Here is a 15,630-nt window from a genome sequence, read left to right as displayed (position 1 = left end):
TCATACCGAATTAAAAGGTGAGAGGTGCGTTTTCCACCACTTCTTTCATCACAAAGAAGGTTCTAATTTGACGCACACCTGGCAGAACCAACAATTGCGAAGCATGCAGTTGGTTAAAATCGGCCATGTCTTTGACTCGGATGCGTAGGAAGTAGTCAAATTCCCCAGCCACTAACTGGCAATCAATGATCACCGGAAGATGAGATACCGCTTGCTCAAACTCAGCAAAGCTTTCTGGTGTCGAACGGTCTAACACGACCCCCACAATAACCAAACTTCCTAGCTGTATTGCGGTTGGTTCTACTATTGCGCGTACCGAGTGAATAATGCCTTTTTTAAATAAACGATCTACTCGCCGGTGGCATGTTGCGGCACTGATGTTCACTTGCTGTGCCAAATCAGCATTAGAGATTCGCCCATCCTTTTGCAGCAAGCGTAGAAGCTTGTAGTCGATACGATCTAGAACATCTTCCATGAAATATTCTTCCATTATTAATTTATAAAATGAAACTTAGTTAATCATAGTTTTAATTTAAAGAAAATATAGTGAGATAAATACATGAAATTAGAAAGCACATTTCAAACGGAATTAGATAAGCTAATTTCAACTTAAAAAGCAGGTGAGATGGATTGTCACCTAAGTATTTCGTGATGGAGATGAGTTATGAATCTGGACAAATTTGAACGTTACCCGCTAACTTTCGGCCCAACCCCTATTGAGAAGTTAAGTCGTCTATCTGAATTTCTTGGCGGTGATGTTGAGATCTATGCAAAACGCGAAGACTGTAACAGTGGCTTAGCGTTTGGCGGTAACAAACTACGCAAAATGGAATACATTGTTCCTGATGCCATCGCTAATGGTGCAGATACATTAGTTTCTATCGGTGGTGTGCAATCAAACCACACTCGTATGGTGGCAGCTGTCGCGGCTAAAATCGGTATGAAATGTCGTTTGGTACAAGAGAGCTGGGTACCATTCCAAGATGCGGTGTATGACCGAGTTGGTAACATTTTGATGAGCCGCGTCATGGGCGCTCACGTTGAATTGGTCGATGAAGGTTTTGATATTGGTATTCGCGAAAGCTGGGAAAATGCATTAAAAGATGTGGAAGCTAAAGGTGGCAAACCTTATCCAATTCCAGCTGGCGCATCCGAACATAAATATGGCGCACTGGGTTACGTGCAATTTGCAGAAGAAGTGCGCGCTCAAGAGCAAGAGCTAGGTTTTACTTTCGATTACATCGTGGTGTGTACAGTAACGGGTTCCACCATGGCAGGTATGGTTGTGGGCTTTGCTGCCGATGGTCGTGCGCAAAAAGTGATTGGTATTGATGCATCAGGAACGCCAGAGCAGAACCATGCACAAGTATTGCGTATTGCACAAAATACCGCTGATTTGGTTGAACTCGATCAAACAATCACAAAAGACGATGTGGTTATCATCGATGACTATGCCTACCCAGCTTATGGTGTGCCATCGGATGAGACAGTAGAAGCGATTCGAATCGCGGCTCGCACAGAAGCAATGATGACCGATCCGGTTTATGAAGGTAAATCAATGCAAGGGCTGATTGATTTGACTCGTAAGGGCTATTTCCCTAAAGGTTCAAAAGTACTGTATGCGCACTTAGGCGGCGTACCTGCGATTAATGCTTACAGCTATATTTTCCGCAACGGTTGATTGTTTAACACCTTATCCCTGTTCGCTCCCAAACTCGCTTTGGGGGCAACTTCACCATTAACAATGATGGTAACGGCACCTTGTATCCGGTGCCGCTTTTCATTATTGGGGGATGAGCGTTCTATTGCTCGTCAACCAACTCAGCACCACGCAAAGTGATACCGCAGAGCATCAGTGGAATCGCGTTGAAAATCTCTTCAAACTGTTCAAGACCTTCAATCCCTTGCTCACTTAATGTGGCAATCGATGTCTCAGGATCGTAAAGCATGCTAAGTGACAACAATACGCCACCAAGTAGGGCATTATCCTCACTTTCCGGCGGCATGATATTTTCCCAGTCATCACGAGTTAACTGCCAACCTTGCAATACGCCTTCACAAAAATCACGTACAGCCTCATTCACAATCTCTTGAGCATCAAGATTGTAACCGTCAGGCCATGTCCACTGATTATTCAACAGAGCAGGGCGGAAGTGATTCCACATATTGATGATAAGTTCTAGGTAGTTTTCCAGTTGCTCACCATCGTTAAATGGCGCTACCTCTTCACCACCCCATAAATAAGGCAACCACTCCTGTGGCGGAAGAATGTTAGGCGAACAAGCCATTGCAGTAACAAATCCGGTTGTTTGCGCCTCATTAAGAAGACGATCAGTTAACTCTGGCTGAGCAAGAAGTTCTTGAAGGGTCAAAATGTCTTTCCACTTTGTTGTCAATTTTGCCGATAGTTTACCTTTAAATTGTCTTGTGAGGCGAGAAATACTCAGCGCTTTTTTCCTGTCGAGCAAGGTAGGGTGTATACAAAATAACCACGGTTAAAAAGTAGCGAGAGCTGCTAGTTTTGTGAACAAAACTAGTGGTTTATTAAGTGAACATATTTAAATACGGAATCTAAAACTATATAAGCTGTGTTCTAATAGCGCCATAAACTGGATGGTAACGATGAATCCAGTCATCTGTTTTACAATAAAAGCAAAATACTAGTGATATATTTTTTGAGGATGTAAATGAAAGCTCGTGGCCCATTTTGTATTCGGCATGCTGCTGCCGATACGTTTGCTATGGTCGTGTTCTGTTTTATTTCAGGGATGATTATTGAGATCTTTATTTCAGGGATGACATTTGAACAGTCTTTAGCATCAAGAACCTTGTCTATTCCTGTCAACATTGCGATTGCTTGGCCGTATGGTCTTTTTAGAGACTTCGTATTGCGCCAAGGTAAGCGCCTATCGGATACTCGTTGGATGAAACAGGGATCAGATTTAGTCGCTTATGTGCTGTTTCAATCGCCAGTGTACGCAGCAATTTTGTTTACCGTCGGAGCATCATGGGATCAAATTGCGACAGCAGTAACCAGTAACGCAGTGATCTCTTGTGGTATGGGCGTTATCTACGGCTACTTTCTGGATATGTGCCGCCGTTGGTTTAGAGTCCCTGGTTACTATCACGCAAGCTAATGTGAAGCCCTGTGGAAGCAAGGTTTGCAGTTAAATTGATCAAATCAGTTACTTTGTAGGCAGTTGTGCGAGAAAAAAGGTTTTTTTTGCCAATTGCACTTGACCAACCTGAGTAGAATCATTAAATTAGCGCCTCGTTAACACAGTTAACGACATCACGGTGAGTTGTCCGAGTGGCTTAAGGAGCACGCCTGGAAAGTGTGTATACGGCAACGTATCGAGAGTTCGAATCTCTTGCTCACCGCCAAATTCAAGAAAAAAGACGTCCTAGGACGTCTTTTTTTGTATCTAAGAGATCTCGGTCAATGAGGTTTCGTTACTGCTCAAGGCCATCTCTGCTTGGTTAAAGCGGTGGTACAGATACTAGGTATAAGGCTTTGCAAGCCACACCGCTATTCCTTTTGATTACACTCTTAAAGCTTAAACTTGCTCACTAAATTAATCAGATCTTGTGACTCACTCGTGAGTTCATTGGCGGCATCGGCACAACGCTCTGAGTTGGAACTATTGTGTACAGTTACTTGGTCAATCTGCTTAATCCCTTGGTTAATTTCATCGGCGCCAGTTGATTGTAATGACGATGCCTCTGCAATATCCGTAATTAAGGACGACACTTTGCTGATGTTGTCGACAATATCTTTTAATGCACTCGATGTTTGTGCGCTTAACTCAATGCCTCGTTTGGTTTTTGCTGCAGAGTTATTAATTATCTTCACCGTGTCTTGAACTGCCGAAGCGCTTCGTGCGGCAAGATTACGGACTTCATCGGCGACGACCGCAAAACCACGTCCCGCTTCACCGGCGCGAGCGGCTTCTATCGCGGCATTGAGCGCCAATAAGTTGGTCTGCTCTGCAATATCTTCAATTGCGCCGATAATATTGGTGATTTCATTCCCAGAGCTTTCGATATCCACCATGGCGGAACTCAGCTCTTCCATTAACTGATTGCCCGTAGTCGCTAACTCATTACTAAGGTTTGAGAGATTATTCGCCTGCTGAGCATTTTCAGCGCTTTGGTTAATTTGATCGGTAATGTTAGCGATGGTGGCACTGATCTCCGTAATAGACGCTGCCGATTGGGTTGCACCGCTTGCCAGATCGTGGCTAAGTGTGGAGACCGATTCAGCATTACCACCAATAACACTCGCACGTTGGGTGATTTGTTGAATCAGGTTATTCAGGTCTTCAACCATTTTACGCAGTGAATTGCCGAGTTGATCTTCGGGGGATGCCAATTTGACTTGAACGGTTAAGTCGCCTTGTGCAATTTTTTCTGCCACTTTCACTTGGTTATAAAGGGAGGTTGCCATCTCATCAAGTGCTTGTGATAACTGCCCAATCTCGTCTGCTGATTGGTGGTTTAGGCGATGATCAAAACGTCCTTGTGCAATCGTCTTCGCCATATTCACTGCCGCCAAAATTGGCTGCGCAATACGGTGTGAGAAAAAGATTATCGCCAAAATGGCCACAATGGTAATCACCAAGCCAATCACGATTTGATAGATGAAGTTCTCTTGGTTTTTTGCCGTGAGGTTATTTCCCAATAACACCGCATTTTCGAGAACCACGTCTTTATTCACTTCCAGCGTTATGCCCCATTTGATATCAGAGTTACCGAAGCTAATCGGAATAAGCACTTTATACAGATTATTCTGTTGATCATCGGTGACATAGTTATCGCCTTTCTTTATGAGGGAAATAACGACAGGCGTTTTGTCACCATAAATATTTTCGGTGGATTTACCAATAAATTCAGGTGACTTGCTATCGGCGATAAGCAGGCCGTCGGCGGTTGAAATGGTCACTCTGCTGTGACCGGGATAAATGCTGTTTGACAGTTTGACCGCCAGTGACTGCATAAAGTCGAGATTGAAGTCTGTACCTGCCACCCCCAAGAACTGACCATTCACCAAGATAGGTGCAGACATGGTCGCAAGCCAAACCGACTTACCTTGCACTATGTAGGGTAGTGGCGCAGTCACTGTTTCCTTCGAGGTCGCTTTGGGTACTTGATACCAAGCGCCTTTCACTATCCCATTGGGATGTTTTTCTAACGAATCGTATTCCACTAAGGGTTGCGTACTGATTTTGCCGCTCGCATCGCGAGTGACATAAGGTACAAATCGACCGTCATCGCTGGTGTCGGTTCTTGATGATAATGCGCTGCTGTCTTGTCCATCATAGCCATTGGGTGCCCAAGCGCTGTAAGTACCGTTTAGATCGGGATCTTTCTTTAAAAAGGCAAGTAGGACGCTATCGTAGTCATCACGGTTGAGGCGTTTAGTCCCGGATTGAGTATCTTGTGTCTTAACGCTGGCAACGAAGGTGGCGATGGCTTTTGCTGTCTCTAAACTAGAGTCAATGGTTTCATCAATGGTTTTTGCAGCAGCAGAGGCCGTCAACTCTAACTTCTTCAACGCTTCTTGCTTTATCAAGTTGGTGGCTTCTACTGAAACGAAGTCACGCGACTCATTCGCTGAGAAGACGCTATAACCTACCAATGCAACGGAAGCCGTTACCAAGCAGATCCCTGCAGCTAAAGCTATCTTGGTTTTAATCGAATTGATTGTCATCGAGTTACCTAAAGTCGAATTTGTACGCTTATTGATAGATTGAGTGTATGTGCTGCATTGCATTTTGGCGGCGTAAAATGAATAGGAATGGATAATATTGGTTATTTTGTGAAGTGAATCGCGTTGTTTGAATCCATTTCTAGATTAGGTACTTATGGTGAGTTGTTGGTTTTTCTAAACGATTTGCATGCATTGTTTAATGCGAAGATTTATTCATTCGCAGAGATAAAAGAAAAGGTAGCGCGAGGCTACCTTTTGGATGAGATAAATTGGCTATTTTTAAGCTGGGTTGGCAGCCAAATCCAATGTTGGACGAAAACGTATAATCGCCAAGCTCGCTACCACACCAATCAATGACACAAACGCCACATAATATGCTGGAGCCATAACATTTTCGATAATCATAGTCGTGATGATCATTGGGGTTAAACCACCGAAGATGGCGTAGGCAATGTTGTATGAAAATGATAGGCCTGAAAAACGAATGGCAGCAGGGAAACTTTTCACAGCAATAGCAGGAACAATGCCGACCAAGCCCACAAAGAAACCAACCACACAATACATTGGGAATAGGTAAGTGGTGTCTTGCAGCATTGTGCTATAAAACGCCCAGAAACTAGTACCTAAGCCGATACTAAAAATAGCCATGATAGGACCGTTACCAAAGCGATCGCCCAAGGCACCGGAAACTAAACAGCCAACCAAGATAAAGATAATCGCTAGGCTATTGGCTTCTAGAGCGGTTTTAGGATCCAGATGGATAACGTTTTGTAGCAATGATGGCAGTAATAGTACGGTTACCACAACGGCTGCAGTTAGAACCCAAGTTACCGCCATAGTCATGATGACTGAGGGTAAGTATTCTTTAACCACAGTTTTCACTGGCATCTCTTGCGCTAACTGTTTGTGCTCTTGCATTGCTTTGAAAACGGGTGTTTCGTGTAACCAACGACGTAGATACATAGTCACAAAACCGAAGATGCCACCCAGTAAGAATGGAATACGCCATGCGTAAGCGTGCACTTCTTGTGCTGAATAAGCTGAATGAATCGCGGTAGCGACTAATGAACCGATCAAAATCCCGGCAACTAAACCAGCAGAAAGTGTACCGCACGCAAAACCGATATGACGTTTTGATACGTGCTCGGTTACAAATACCCAAGCGCCTGGGGCTTCACCGCCAATCGCTGCGCCTTGCAGTACACGGCAAAGTAGCAGTAACAATGGCGCGGCCAAGCCAATTTGTTCGTAAGTTGGCATCAGGCCAATCGCCAATGTTGGTACTGCCATCAGGAAAATACTTAGCATAAACATGCGTTTGCGGCCTAATAGGTCACCGAAGTGAGCCATAATAATACCGCCGAGAGGGCGTGCTAAATATCCTGCTGCGAAAATACCGTAGGTTTGTACCTGACGCATCCATTCTGGCATGTCTGCTGGAAAGAAGAGCCCACCGACAACATTGGCGAAATAAACGAAAATAACAAAGTCGTAAAACTCTAGTGAACCGCCTAATGCGGACAAGCTTAGGGTTTTTACGTCTTCAAGAGTTAGTTTGCGCCTCTGTGACGGGGGCGTGGCAGTTTGCTGTTGTGTTTGTGCAGTTGTCATATTGATCCCTGATTAACCTTTTTCGTTTTATTTTGGGGACTGCTTACGAGAGCAAACTCATCTTAAATAACGGCAGATAAGATGAGAAAATTGGCTTATCGTGAAAGCAAGGGATCTAGGATATTACGCACAGAGAATTCGAAATTAAAGGGCTTTTGTTAAGATTGTGGAATGTTATGTTGTGCAAATGATAGCTAAATATTGCAACAGAAAACACAATCTATAGGCAAACTTGCACTTTTTAGCGCGCCAAATTGTGATGTGTGCATGAATTGAAGTTTTCTGCTGTAAAAGTCCACTTTTACGATACGCAAAAAATAGTGAATTATTTTGAAAAAAATCGAGTGGCCGGAAAATAAAGTCAGATTTTCAAGAAAACCCTGCAAAGACGACCTTCGCAGGGGCATAACTTAGTGATGTTCTTGTGTTAGAGTCAGTAACTTATCTGCAACTGATTGGGTTCTAATAGAATTTTCTGCGGTTAATGAGCTAACCTCACGCAGTGATGCGAGTACAGAAGTGAGCTCTGCCACAGCGGAGGATTGATTTTCTATCTCCTCAGCCACCGCGCGAATTTCGTGAGCGAGAGTGAGGACATCACCACCAATTTCATCGGCGTTTTGGCGTGATTTTTCGGCAAGCTTACGGACTTCGTCTGCCACTACGGCAAAGCCACGACCTTGTTCTCCAGCGCGTGCCGCCTCAATGGCAGCGTTGAGCGCGAGCAAGTTGGTCTGCTCGGAGATTTTCTGTATAACGGCAACAATGTCTTGGATCTTTTCTCCTGACTCCGCTAATTGACGAGCATTTTGTGCGACATTGTGCGCCTGGCCAGCCATGCCAGAGACGGTGGTTTCCGATTGTTCCACTGCTGCAGCTTGTGTTTGTACGTGTCCAGAGAGTTCATCAACGCTTTGGTCCAATTCACTGGCGCATTGTGCCAATTCACATGCCATCGCAGCTCTTTGTTGCTCGGCACCATTCAGTAATTGGCCGAGTTGATTTAACCCATGGAAAATAGGGCGAACCTTATTATCCAGTCCCTCTGCATCCACCAAACTGTCGTATTGGCTCTCTTTAAAATGGTCAATTTGTTTGACGATTACTCGGTTCAGACCAGCCAGTTTGCTGACATCCTTATGCAAGAACACCGCGCGAAATTGGCAGTAACGATGAATAAACTGGTCAAGATAGTCGTCATGAAATGGGACTTTTGCCTGGCGAGTATCAAACCAAAAGATCCCAGTAAGGGTTTGGTTCAAATTGAGTCCTAATATTTCACCAAAGGTTGAACTGCCCACCACTGGGATTTGGGTAAATACGCCGTTCATTTGGGCTAGAGATTGGCTGTTTTTTAGTCGACGTAAAATGCAGTCGTTTAACAGTCCACCTATTGGGGCAGGTTTACCTTTGAGAAACTGTGCGAGATCGCGTCGAGTGGCTTCGGCAAACGGAATTCGTTTAACCAGATAGAGTGTCTCACCAGCAGCGATATCACAGTAAAAATGGACTTTTTGCTCAGCCAAATTGAACGATTGAACAGAACGAACAAACAGCTCGTCGCCGACTTTGACCGCAAAAGAATACTCTTCTAGTGCTTTTTCTAACTGTTGTGGCTGACAGTGAAAATGCTGACAAAGAAAGTCAATCAGGGTCGTTATTTCACCTTTAGGCGTTATGATCTCACTGAGGTGGCGATGCTCTTGTGATGAGGTCAACACGTTGACCGCTACGTTAGTTTCCTCAAAATTCTGCGATTTAAACACGCCAAAGCGCATATGTGGTTTGAGTTTGATTAAAGTAATGATGGCGTGATTTTGCAGGCATTGCTGGCCATTGTGCAAAAAGGTGTGTTCAAAATTGAGATGACCACCAGCTGAGCCGCCGACAAATAGGCAAGGAAAACGACCACTTTGGTAGATGGCTTCCATGAAGAAGGTTTCTGAACGGGATAAGCCATCAAAGGTGATATAGGCAATCGTATCCTGATAATCAATGTCTGTTTTGACGCGTAGATTATTTAAACGCGAGCGAATATCGGCAACGCGATGTTCCAGAGGGCGATCAATCTTACCCTGAGCTAAATCTTCGCTGCCTAAAGGCACGGAAAGGATTTCTACATCGCTAATGAGAGACTCGCTATAACATTGCAAAACAATATCTTGCCATTGTCCTACCGTTGCTTGATAGAGCTCTTGGCTATTGGTGTTGCTTAATGTGCCGGCACAACTGCTTAATACCACGTGACTCTGCGGAAATGTCGTTTTAAGCCGTTTCGCTATGGCGTCCGTATTCGAATTGGGAGAGGTAAAGCCTACAATCAAATGGGGAGTAAAAGGGATCTTTTGCAGGTCTTTTTGTAGTTGTACTTCGCTCGTGTGGAGATTAAACAGCGGCTGTGGTTCTTTACTCAAGCGTGACTTGATTCGTTGGCTAAGCCTCATATCGATTCCTGTTACATAAAGCCGATAATGCAGAAAATCCACTGAATTATCATAAGCATGTTATTTTATAATGCTCGGTTTTATATCAGAAATTGCTAACTTGAGTAAATGATCTAACGGGCTATTTGAAGATAGATAAGTATATCTAATTCAATAACTTATTTTGCATAAATGGTAAAAAATACCCATTCATCAAACGAATTTATATGAAATTTTTATTAATGTTTGTGCTTGTTGTTCTGTAATATCTACGTGTTACAAGGCGTTATTAGCCGAAATGTAACTATCTAATTTATCAATATCTAATTAACTAGGCTCTGAACCATTAGCCTTCCGAAGAAGGTTGTTTTTGGCGAATCCGCGCCGCTTGAGAAAGCTCGATGACTTCTGAATCTTTACCTCTGTGCATCACTTCTTGAGCAATGGTGAGCAGTTCTTCGGGATCATCTGCATCATCAGGGCAAATGGCCACTCCAATACTGGCGGTTAAGTTCACTTCGATGTCATCAGGTAGCTTAAATGGCACAGAGGTAATGTCTTTGACCTTGCTGGTCACTTTATTTAGCGCCAATTCGTTATCCGATAAGTCCACGACCAACACAAACTCATCGCCACCGTATCGGTAGATAAAGTCACTGTCCCTTGTTGTTCTGCACAGCCGGTAAGTAAACTCTTTCAGTACATCATCACCGATGTTACGTCCGTATAAACTATTCACCTGCTTAAAGTTATCGATATTAATGGCATAGCAAGCGAAGCGAGCACCCCAGAACTTAGTTTGTTGCACTTTATGATAGAGGGCGATATTTAACGCATTGCGATTGAACATCCCAGTCAGTGGGTCTCTATTCGCCAGTTGGAATAGGGTACGGTTGTGATTCAGTTGCTGTTGAGATTCGATTAAGGTTGCAATCGTTAATGTTTCACCATGACGGATGATGGAACGTTCATGCAGTTCCACTGGCACTTGTTTACCACTGCGAGTGAGAGCAACCAACTGCTCGTTATCGTAGCTAAACAATTTATCTTTGGAGAGCTGGAGTATTTCGCCTTCGGTATAGCCAAACATCCTACGCGCACTTTCATTCGCCATTGTGACGTGCCCTGATTCGTCAAAAATAACTAATGAGGCTTTTGCCGACTGAATCAGTTCGCTTAATACATTTATCGTCTGCTCAGACTGTTTTTGACCAGAACGGAATTGGGTAATAATGAAGCCAAAATTCATCAGTGCCAGAAAAAACGTGAATATTTGTATCGAACGTAACGTATCTGATTTTTCCTGAGAATTTTTTTCTACTAGGACCGTAATCTCGTTCATCAAACTTAATAAAGGTAAATTTATATTGGCAAGAGTTTGCTTTATGTCGTCGAGCAATTTGGGGTTGAGCCCATTTTTCAATATGCTCAAATTAAGCTGATCAAGAGGGATGAGCAATTGATTGGCATTGTTAATGAGGTTGTTCACTTGCGGCAGGTTGATTGGTTTTACCATCACCAGTTTTTTCTCCGCATCAACCACATAGCCACCCTTGGCAAAGCCCTCTAAAGTGTCGCTGAACATTTCATAAGATTGCATATATTGCAGGATAAGCGATTGTGCTTGTTTGGAGGTGGTGCGTTCTTCATCGATTTGAAACACGGATTTGGCCATGTTTTGCGATAGCATCCTTTGTCTACCGGCAAGGTTAATGATCACAGCATCTTCTGAGACTTCGTGTGTAATTCTATAGTTAAGGGCGAGCATTGTTGTGTCTAAAGAGAGAAACAACAAAATAGAGCAGACCAAAAACCATGTTGTGTGTTTACTTCGATGAAAATTCACAACCATTACCATTATGCGACCTAAGGGATTAAAGAAAAAATAGTTCATATCTGCAAGCTTGGCTAACCCTATAGTGGTAGAGCGCGGTAACGTTCTGAAACAAAAGTGAATTTAATTCGTACACGTTCGGTTTCATTCGCTCTGGCTTCAATCTATCAGCGACAGGAGTAGCGTAGGCTGTCATCGAGGTCTTCAGAGAGGACCAGCGTGCTTAAACCGAGGCTAATGGATGAGGAACACATGCTCGCGCGAGCGGATGAGCTGGAAACATAGGTGCTTAAATACTCAGCGTTAAGGACAGGTTTTCCAGCGGTAATAAAAGGGACAACCGTGGAGCATTCACTGTACTCAAAGCATTGCTCATTAACCGCAAAATCAAAATAGCTGACTAAATCATCGATTTGGTCGAGGTCATTTTTCAGACCGATCGCTAAGCCTCGACTGTGTGCCGCATTGGCGAGAAAGCGGTTAAAGGAGAGTTGGTCGTTATAAGTTAAGCTAAATCCACTGCTATTGACGTAGCCATCGACGTTATCGGGTTCGACACCATCACACCCTTTGGACTGTGCCAAATCGAGACGCGCCAGCATGATATTGCGTACTGAGGTTGAATTGATATTGAGCCACTGCTCATTGGCCCACCCCTCAACGTCATTGCCAAGATCACTGGAGTCAAAATCTGCAGCGTCAGAGCGCCAGTTTTCGTAAGAACCTGCAGAGAAATAGCAGATAACTTTACGGCCCTGTGCTTGCAAAGTGGAGATAAGAGAGGCGGAAGAATCAAAAAGGTCGATATCGTATATGGTGACATCGTAACTTGTATTTACAGTGCCTTGTAGTTGCCATTGCCAAGTTACACCTACAGAAGGTGTATACCAAGATGAACTATTGTCACTTGAGTCGCTGCTACTACCACCGCTATTGCAGCCAATTAATAAGCAGACATTAAACAAGCCAAATAATCGTAACCACATACTTACTGCCGTTATAAATATAAGAAATATGCCGTGACGATAATTAGCGATTAAATGAAGTTCAATACCCATTAGAGGGTATTGAACCTAATGACGTGATATGACTCGAAAATTAATATAAAGATATTGATTTTAATTGGTTACATATATTTCGTGATACGTATATTGCCTATGAAAAATAGGCATAAGAAAGTGGCGCTAAATCAAAATAATGCACCAAGTTGTAAAAGCGAGTGCCATGGTCACCAATACGGCCGCGGAACCAATATCTTTAGCTCGACCGCTTAGCTCGTGATGCTCTGAGCCAATTCTATCGACGACAGCTTCAATAGCGGAGTTAAGTAATTCCACAATCATCACCAATACAAGGCTTGCGATTAAGGCGACATGTTCGGCTTTGCTTACAGGGAAGAGTAGCGATGCGCCAGCGAGAGGTAATAGGAACAGCACTTCTTGGCGAAATGCGGCCTCATTTTTCCATGCAGCGTTTAATCCTTGCCAAGAAAACTGAGTGGCATAGAACAGACGCAAAATGCCAGTATGACCAGGCTTCATATGATTTTTCCTTGTTTGATGATTGATAGAGGAATGACGCGCGCGTAGCCTGCCTTTCTTAACTTAAGAAATACTTAAGGGCCTTGAATGGTCAACAAAATTTATAAGATAAATGCTGAGTTTTATGTCGACTCAGGACAACTAAACAGTGATTTGGAGAGCTAAGTTACACTTTTATAAACTTCGTATCGTTTTGTCGGCGTGCTACTGGAAAAATCGCCTAAATACGCTTTATTTAATGCTGAATAACCGTGTCCCTGTGGTTTAGGGTTCTGGTTTTAGGGTGAGCTGGTTTTAGGACGAAAGTATGAAGTTAAAATCTATTCAGGCAAAAATTGCCGTAACAGCAGGACTCTGCTTGCTCCTGACAGCAGGTATCCTAGTCGGTTATAGCGTCTATTCTGCGTTAAAAACACAAACCTTGGTTTCGGAGAAAGTGTCTAAGTTAGCCACCGAAACCACACTGAAAGAGATTAAAGCAACCGCGGCTAATTACTCCGAATCGATCAGTCGACGTCTTGAAGAGGCGTTAAGTGCTGCGAGAGCGATTTCCGATGCGATGTCTGCAGCAAAAGAAGCGCAAATCAACCAAGGTGCGCCTTTTATCAACCGTAGTGTGTTTAACGGCATGCTAACCGAAGTGTTGAAATCGAATAAAGATTTGAACGGTACTTATAGCGCTTGGGCACCGAATGCGTTTGATGGTCAAGATGCGCAGTTTAAAGTCAATCGTGACGGGAACAACCCAGACACGGGCCGATTTACGCCGTACTGGATTCGAGATGCCTCTGGGGCGATCAATGTGCAACCGCTGGTGGAATACGACTCGTTTGAAGCGCATCCGAATGGGGTGATGAAAGGGGCATGGTATCAAGTGCCAGAAAAAACCTTGAACGAAACAGTGACGGCGCCACTACCTTACATTGTGCAAGGTAAGAACGTTTGGCTAGCGACGTTGTCTGCACCCATTATTGCTAATGGTAAGTTTTTAGGGGTTGTAGGCGCTGACTATAACCTCGATTTTGTACAGAAACTGAGTGAACAGGTCTCTTCTGAGCTTTACAACGGTCGCTCTCACGTATCGATTGTGACAGCGTCGGGGTTAGTCATCGCCGACAGCGAACAGACAGAAACCATCGGTAAATCGATGCAAGCTCTGTTTGGCGATGAGACTAATTTCGTTCAAACAGCGATAAAAAATAAAGAATCCACAGTCAAAATTGATGAGAAGTCCAACAACCTAAAAGTTATCTCTCCCTTTGTGTTGGGCCAAAGTAATGTCACTTGGGCAATGGTGATAAAGCTCGATTTGGGATTGGTGCTTGCAGATGCCAATGCCTTATCTGCGGAATTGAAATCGAACAACCAAACCGATACCACTTGGCAGATTGGCTTAGGTCTGATTATTTCTGTCGTTGCAATCGGTGCCCTTTTGGTGATGGCGCGCAATATTTCCCAGCCTATTTTGAATGCGGTAAACATGGCGAAAACCATTGCAACGGGCCAGTTTAAAAACCGTTTGAATTATCGCAGTGTTGATGAAGTGGGTCAGCTATCTGAAGCCTTAGATAATATGGCGGAAAGTTTGCAAGCTCAGGTTTCGATTGCCGAGAAAATCTCTCAAGGTGATTTAGCGGTGAATGTGAAACTGGCTTCGAACGAGGACCAGCTTGGCCGAGCTCTATCGCAGATGGTGGATGATTTAAATACGTTGGTCGGGCAAATTCGTTCTCGTTCCGACATCATTGCGCGTAACGCGGACATGGTAAACGGCTTGAGTCAAAGTCTGTCCAGCGGTGCAACGGATTCGGCTTCGGCGGTGACCGAGATCAGTGCGACAATCAACGAAATTGCCCAACAGATCCGTCAGAGCGCCAATAATGCGGATAAAGCAAGTCGTCTATCTGCTCAGTCGGTGGCATCCGCCAATAATGGTAACCAACTGATGTCCGAGCTACAAACGGCGATGACCGAGATTGAAGCGTCGGGTAATGATATTAATGACATCATTCGCACCATCGAATCGATTGCTGAGCAAACCAACTTGCTTGCTTTGAACGCGGCAATTGAAGCGGCTCGTGCCGGCGAACATGGTCGAGGTTTTGCGGTGGTGGCTGACGAAGTACGTAAGCTGGCGGGTCGCAGTGCCGAAGCGGTACAACAAACATCGAAGCTGATTGCCACGTCAGCTGAAAAAACCAATCGCGGTATTGAACTCTCTAAACAGACAGCGCAATCGTTGAAAGACATTGTTGATGGTGCGAGCCAAGTATCAGGTTTAGTGGAAGAGATTGCCCAGGCGGCAAGTGAGCAGTCTGCTGGTGCTGACCAAGTGAGCTTAGGTATCGGCCAAATTGATGAAGTCACTCAGCAAAACAGTACTAACTCAGATAGCTGCGCTGCGTCTGCAAGAGAATTGACCGATCAATCAGAGCAACTCAATAAGCTGATTACTCAATTTAGATTGAAATAGCAGCGCAAACGAGCACTAAAAACAACAAAAAGGTCCTT

General features: G+C 44.1%; 10 protein-coding genes, 1 tRNA gene and 2 pseudogenes. 4 read left to right on the top strand and 9 right to left on the bottom strand.

Annotated elements, in window-relative coordinates; translation table 11 throughout:
* Positions 1–10: 10 nt before the first annotated feature.
* On the bottom strand, positions 11–475 hold the full coding sequence (locus OCV11_RS11105; protein WP_261892914.1) for an Lrp/AsnC family transcriptional regulator: 465 nt from the start codon (positions 473–475) through the stop codon (positions 11–13).
* Between the two features lie 189 nt (positions 476–664).
* Between OCV11_RS11105 and OCV11_RS11100 the strand changes: the two genes are divergently transcribed.
* Positions 665–1,681 carry a 1-aminocyclopropane-1-carboxylate deaminase gene (locus tag OCV11_RS11100; protein WP_261892913.1) on the top strand — a complete coding sequence of 339 codons (1,017 nt, stop codon included), beginning with the start codon at positions 665–667 and terminating at the stop codon, positions 1,679–1,681.
* Positions 1,682–1,802: 121 nt separating this feature from the next.
* Here the strand turns inward: OCV11_RS11100 and OCV11_RS11095 are convergent, their stop codons facing one another.
* On the bottom strand, positions 1,803–2,372 hold the full coding sequence (locus OCV11_RS11095; RefSeq protein ID WP_261892912.1) for a UPF0149 family protein: 570 nt from the start codon (positions 2,370–2,372) through the stop codon (positions 1,803–1,805).
* Positions 2,373–2,687: 315 nt separating this feature from the next.
* Between OCV11_RS11095 and OCV11_RS11090 the strand changes: the two genes are divergently transcribed.
* Together OCV11_RS11090 and OCV11_RS11085 are read left to right on the top strand one after the other, a co-directional pair.
* A complete protein-coding gene (locus tag OCV11_RS11090) occupies positions 2,688–3,137 on the top strand; it encodes an L-alanine exporter AlaE (RefSeq protein ID WP_261892911.1) in 450 nt (149 codons plus the stop codon).
* Between the two features lie 159 nt (positions 3,138–3,296).
* A tRNA-Ser gene (locus tag OCV11_RS11085) sits at positions 3,297–3,384 on the top strand.
* 166 nt (positions 3,385–3,550) lie between these two features.
* Here OCV11_RS11085 and OCV11_RS11080 read toward each other — a convergent pair.
* From OCV11_RS11080 to OCV11_RS11055, 7 genes and pseudogenes are all read right to left on the bottom strand, one after another.
* Positions 3,551–5,710, bottom strand: coding sequence for a methyl-accepting chemotaxis protein (locus tag OCV11_RS11080; protein WP_261892910.1), 2,160 nt, complete (start codon positions 5,708–5,710; stop codon positions 3,551–3,553).
* A 279-nt stretch (positions 5,711–5,989) separates the two neighbouring features.
* Positions 5,990–7,321 (bottom strand): MFS transporter, encoded by a 1,332-nt coding sequence (locus tag OCV11_RS11075; RefSeq protein ID WP_261892909.1) that lies wholly within the window; start codon positions 7,319–7,321, stop codon positions 5,990–5,992.
* Between the two features lie 410 nt (positions 7,322–7,731).
* Positions 7,732–8,088 (bottom strand): annotated as a pseudogene (locus OCV11_RS25120) (methyl-accepting chemotaxis protein); the annotation flags it as partial.
* A 519-nt stretch (positions 8,089–8,607) separates the two neighbouring features.
* A pseudogene (locus OCV11_RS25115) lies at positions 8,608–9,765 on the bottom strand (FIST signal transduction protein); the annotation flags it as partial.
* Between the two features lie 325 nt (positions 9,766–10,090).
* Positions 10,091–11,512 (bottom strand): diguanylate cyclase, encoded by a 1,422-nt coding sequence (locus tag OCV11_RS11065; protein ID WP_261896287.1) that lies wholly within the window; start codon positions 11,510–11,512, stop codon positions 10,091–10,093.
* A gap of 233 nt (positions 11,513–11,745) precedes the next feature.
* Complete coding sequence (locus tag OCV11_RS11060) at positions 11,746–12,564, bottom strand: endo alpha-1,4 polygalactosaminidase (protein ID WP_261892907.1); 819 nt, start codon at positions 12,562–12,564, stop codon at positions 11,746–11,748.
* A 198-nt stretch (positions 12,565–12,762) separates the two neighbouring features.
* Complete coding sequence (locus OCV11_RS11055) at positions 12,763–13,119, bottom strand: diacylglycerol kinase (protein ID WP_261892906.1); 357 nt, start codon at positions 13,117–13,119, stop codon at positions 12,763–12,765.
* 307 nt (positions 13,120–13,426) lie between these two features.
* On the opposite strand from OCV11_RS11055, the gene OCV11_RS11050 reads away from it, so the two are divergent.
* Positions 13,427–15,592 carry a methyl-accepting chemotaxis protein gene (locus OCV11_RS11050; RefSeq protein WP_261892905.1) on the top strand — a complete coding sequence of 722 codons (2,166 nt, stop codon included), beginning with the start codon at positions 13,427–13,429 and terminating at the stop codon, positions 15,590–15,592.
* Positions 15,593–15,630 lie beyond the last annotated feature (38 nt).

It is taken from the genome of Vibrio porteresiae DSM 19223 (assembly GCF_024347055.1).
GTDB classification, from domain to species: Bacteria; Pseudomonadota; Gammaproteobacteria; order Enterobacterales; family Vibrionaceae; genus Vibrio; species Vibrio porteresiae.
This window is presented reverse-complemented; position numbering and strand designations above follow the sequence as displayed.

What these genes read in the sequence shown, in the direction of transcription:
- OCV11_RS11105 (WP_261892914.1), bottom strand. Translation starts at nt 475, where the DNA reads ATGGAAGATGTTCTAGATCGTATCGACTACAAGCTTCTACGCTTGCTG.
- OCV11_RS11090 (WP_261892911.1), top strand. Translation starts at nt 2,688, where the DNA reads ATGAAAGCTCGTGGCCCATTTTGTATTCGGCATGCTGCTGCCGATACG.
- OCV11_RS11060 (WP_261892907.1), bottom strand. Translation starts at nt 12,564, where the DNA reads ATGTGGTTACGATTATTTGGCTTGTTTAATGTCTGCTTATTAATTGGC.
- OCV11_RS11055 (WP_261892906.1), bottom strand. Translation starts at nt 13,119, where the DNA reads ATGAAGCCTGGTCATACTGGCATTTTGCGTCTGTTCTATGCCACTCAG.
- OCV11_RS11065 (WP_261896287.1), bottom strand. Translation starts at nt 11,512, where the DNA reads ATGCTCGCCCTTAACTATAGAATTACACACGAAGTCTCAGAAGATGCT.
- OCV11_RS11100 (WP_261892913.1), top strand. Translation starts at nt 665, where the DNA reads ATGAATCTGGACAAATTTGAACGTTACCCGCTAACTTTCGGCCCAACC.
- OCV11_RS11075 (WP_261892909.1), bottom strand. Translation starts at nt 7,321, where the DNA reads ATGACAACTGCACAAACACAACAGCAAACTGCCACGCCCCCGTCACAG.
- OCV11_RS11050 (WP_261892905.1), top strand. Translation starts at nt 13,427, where the DNA reads ATGAAGTTAAAATCTATTCAGGCAAAAATTGCCGTAACAGCAGGACTC.
- OCV11_RS11080 (WP_261892910.1), bottom strand. Translation starts at nt 5,710, where the DNA reads ATGACAATCAATTCGATTAAAACCAAGATAGCTTTAGCTGCAGGGATC.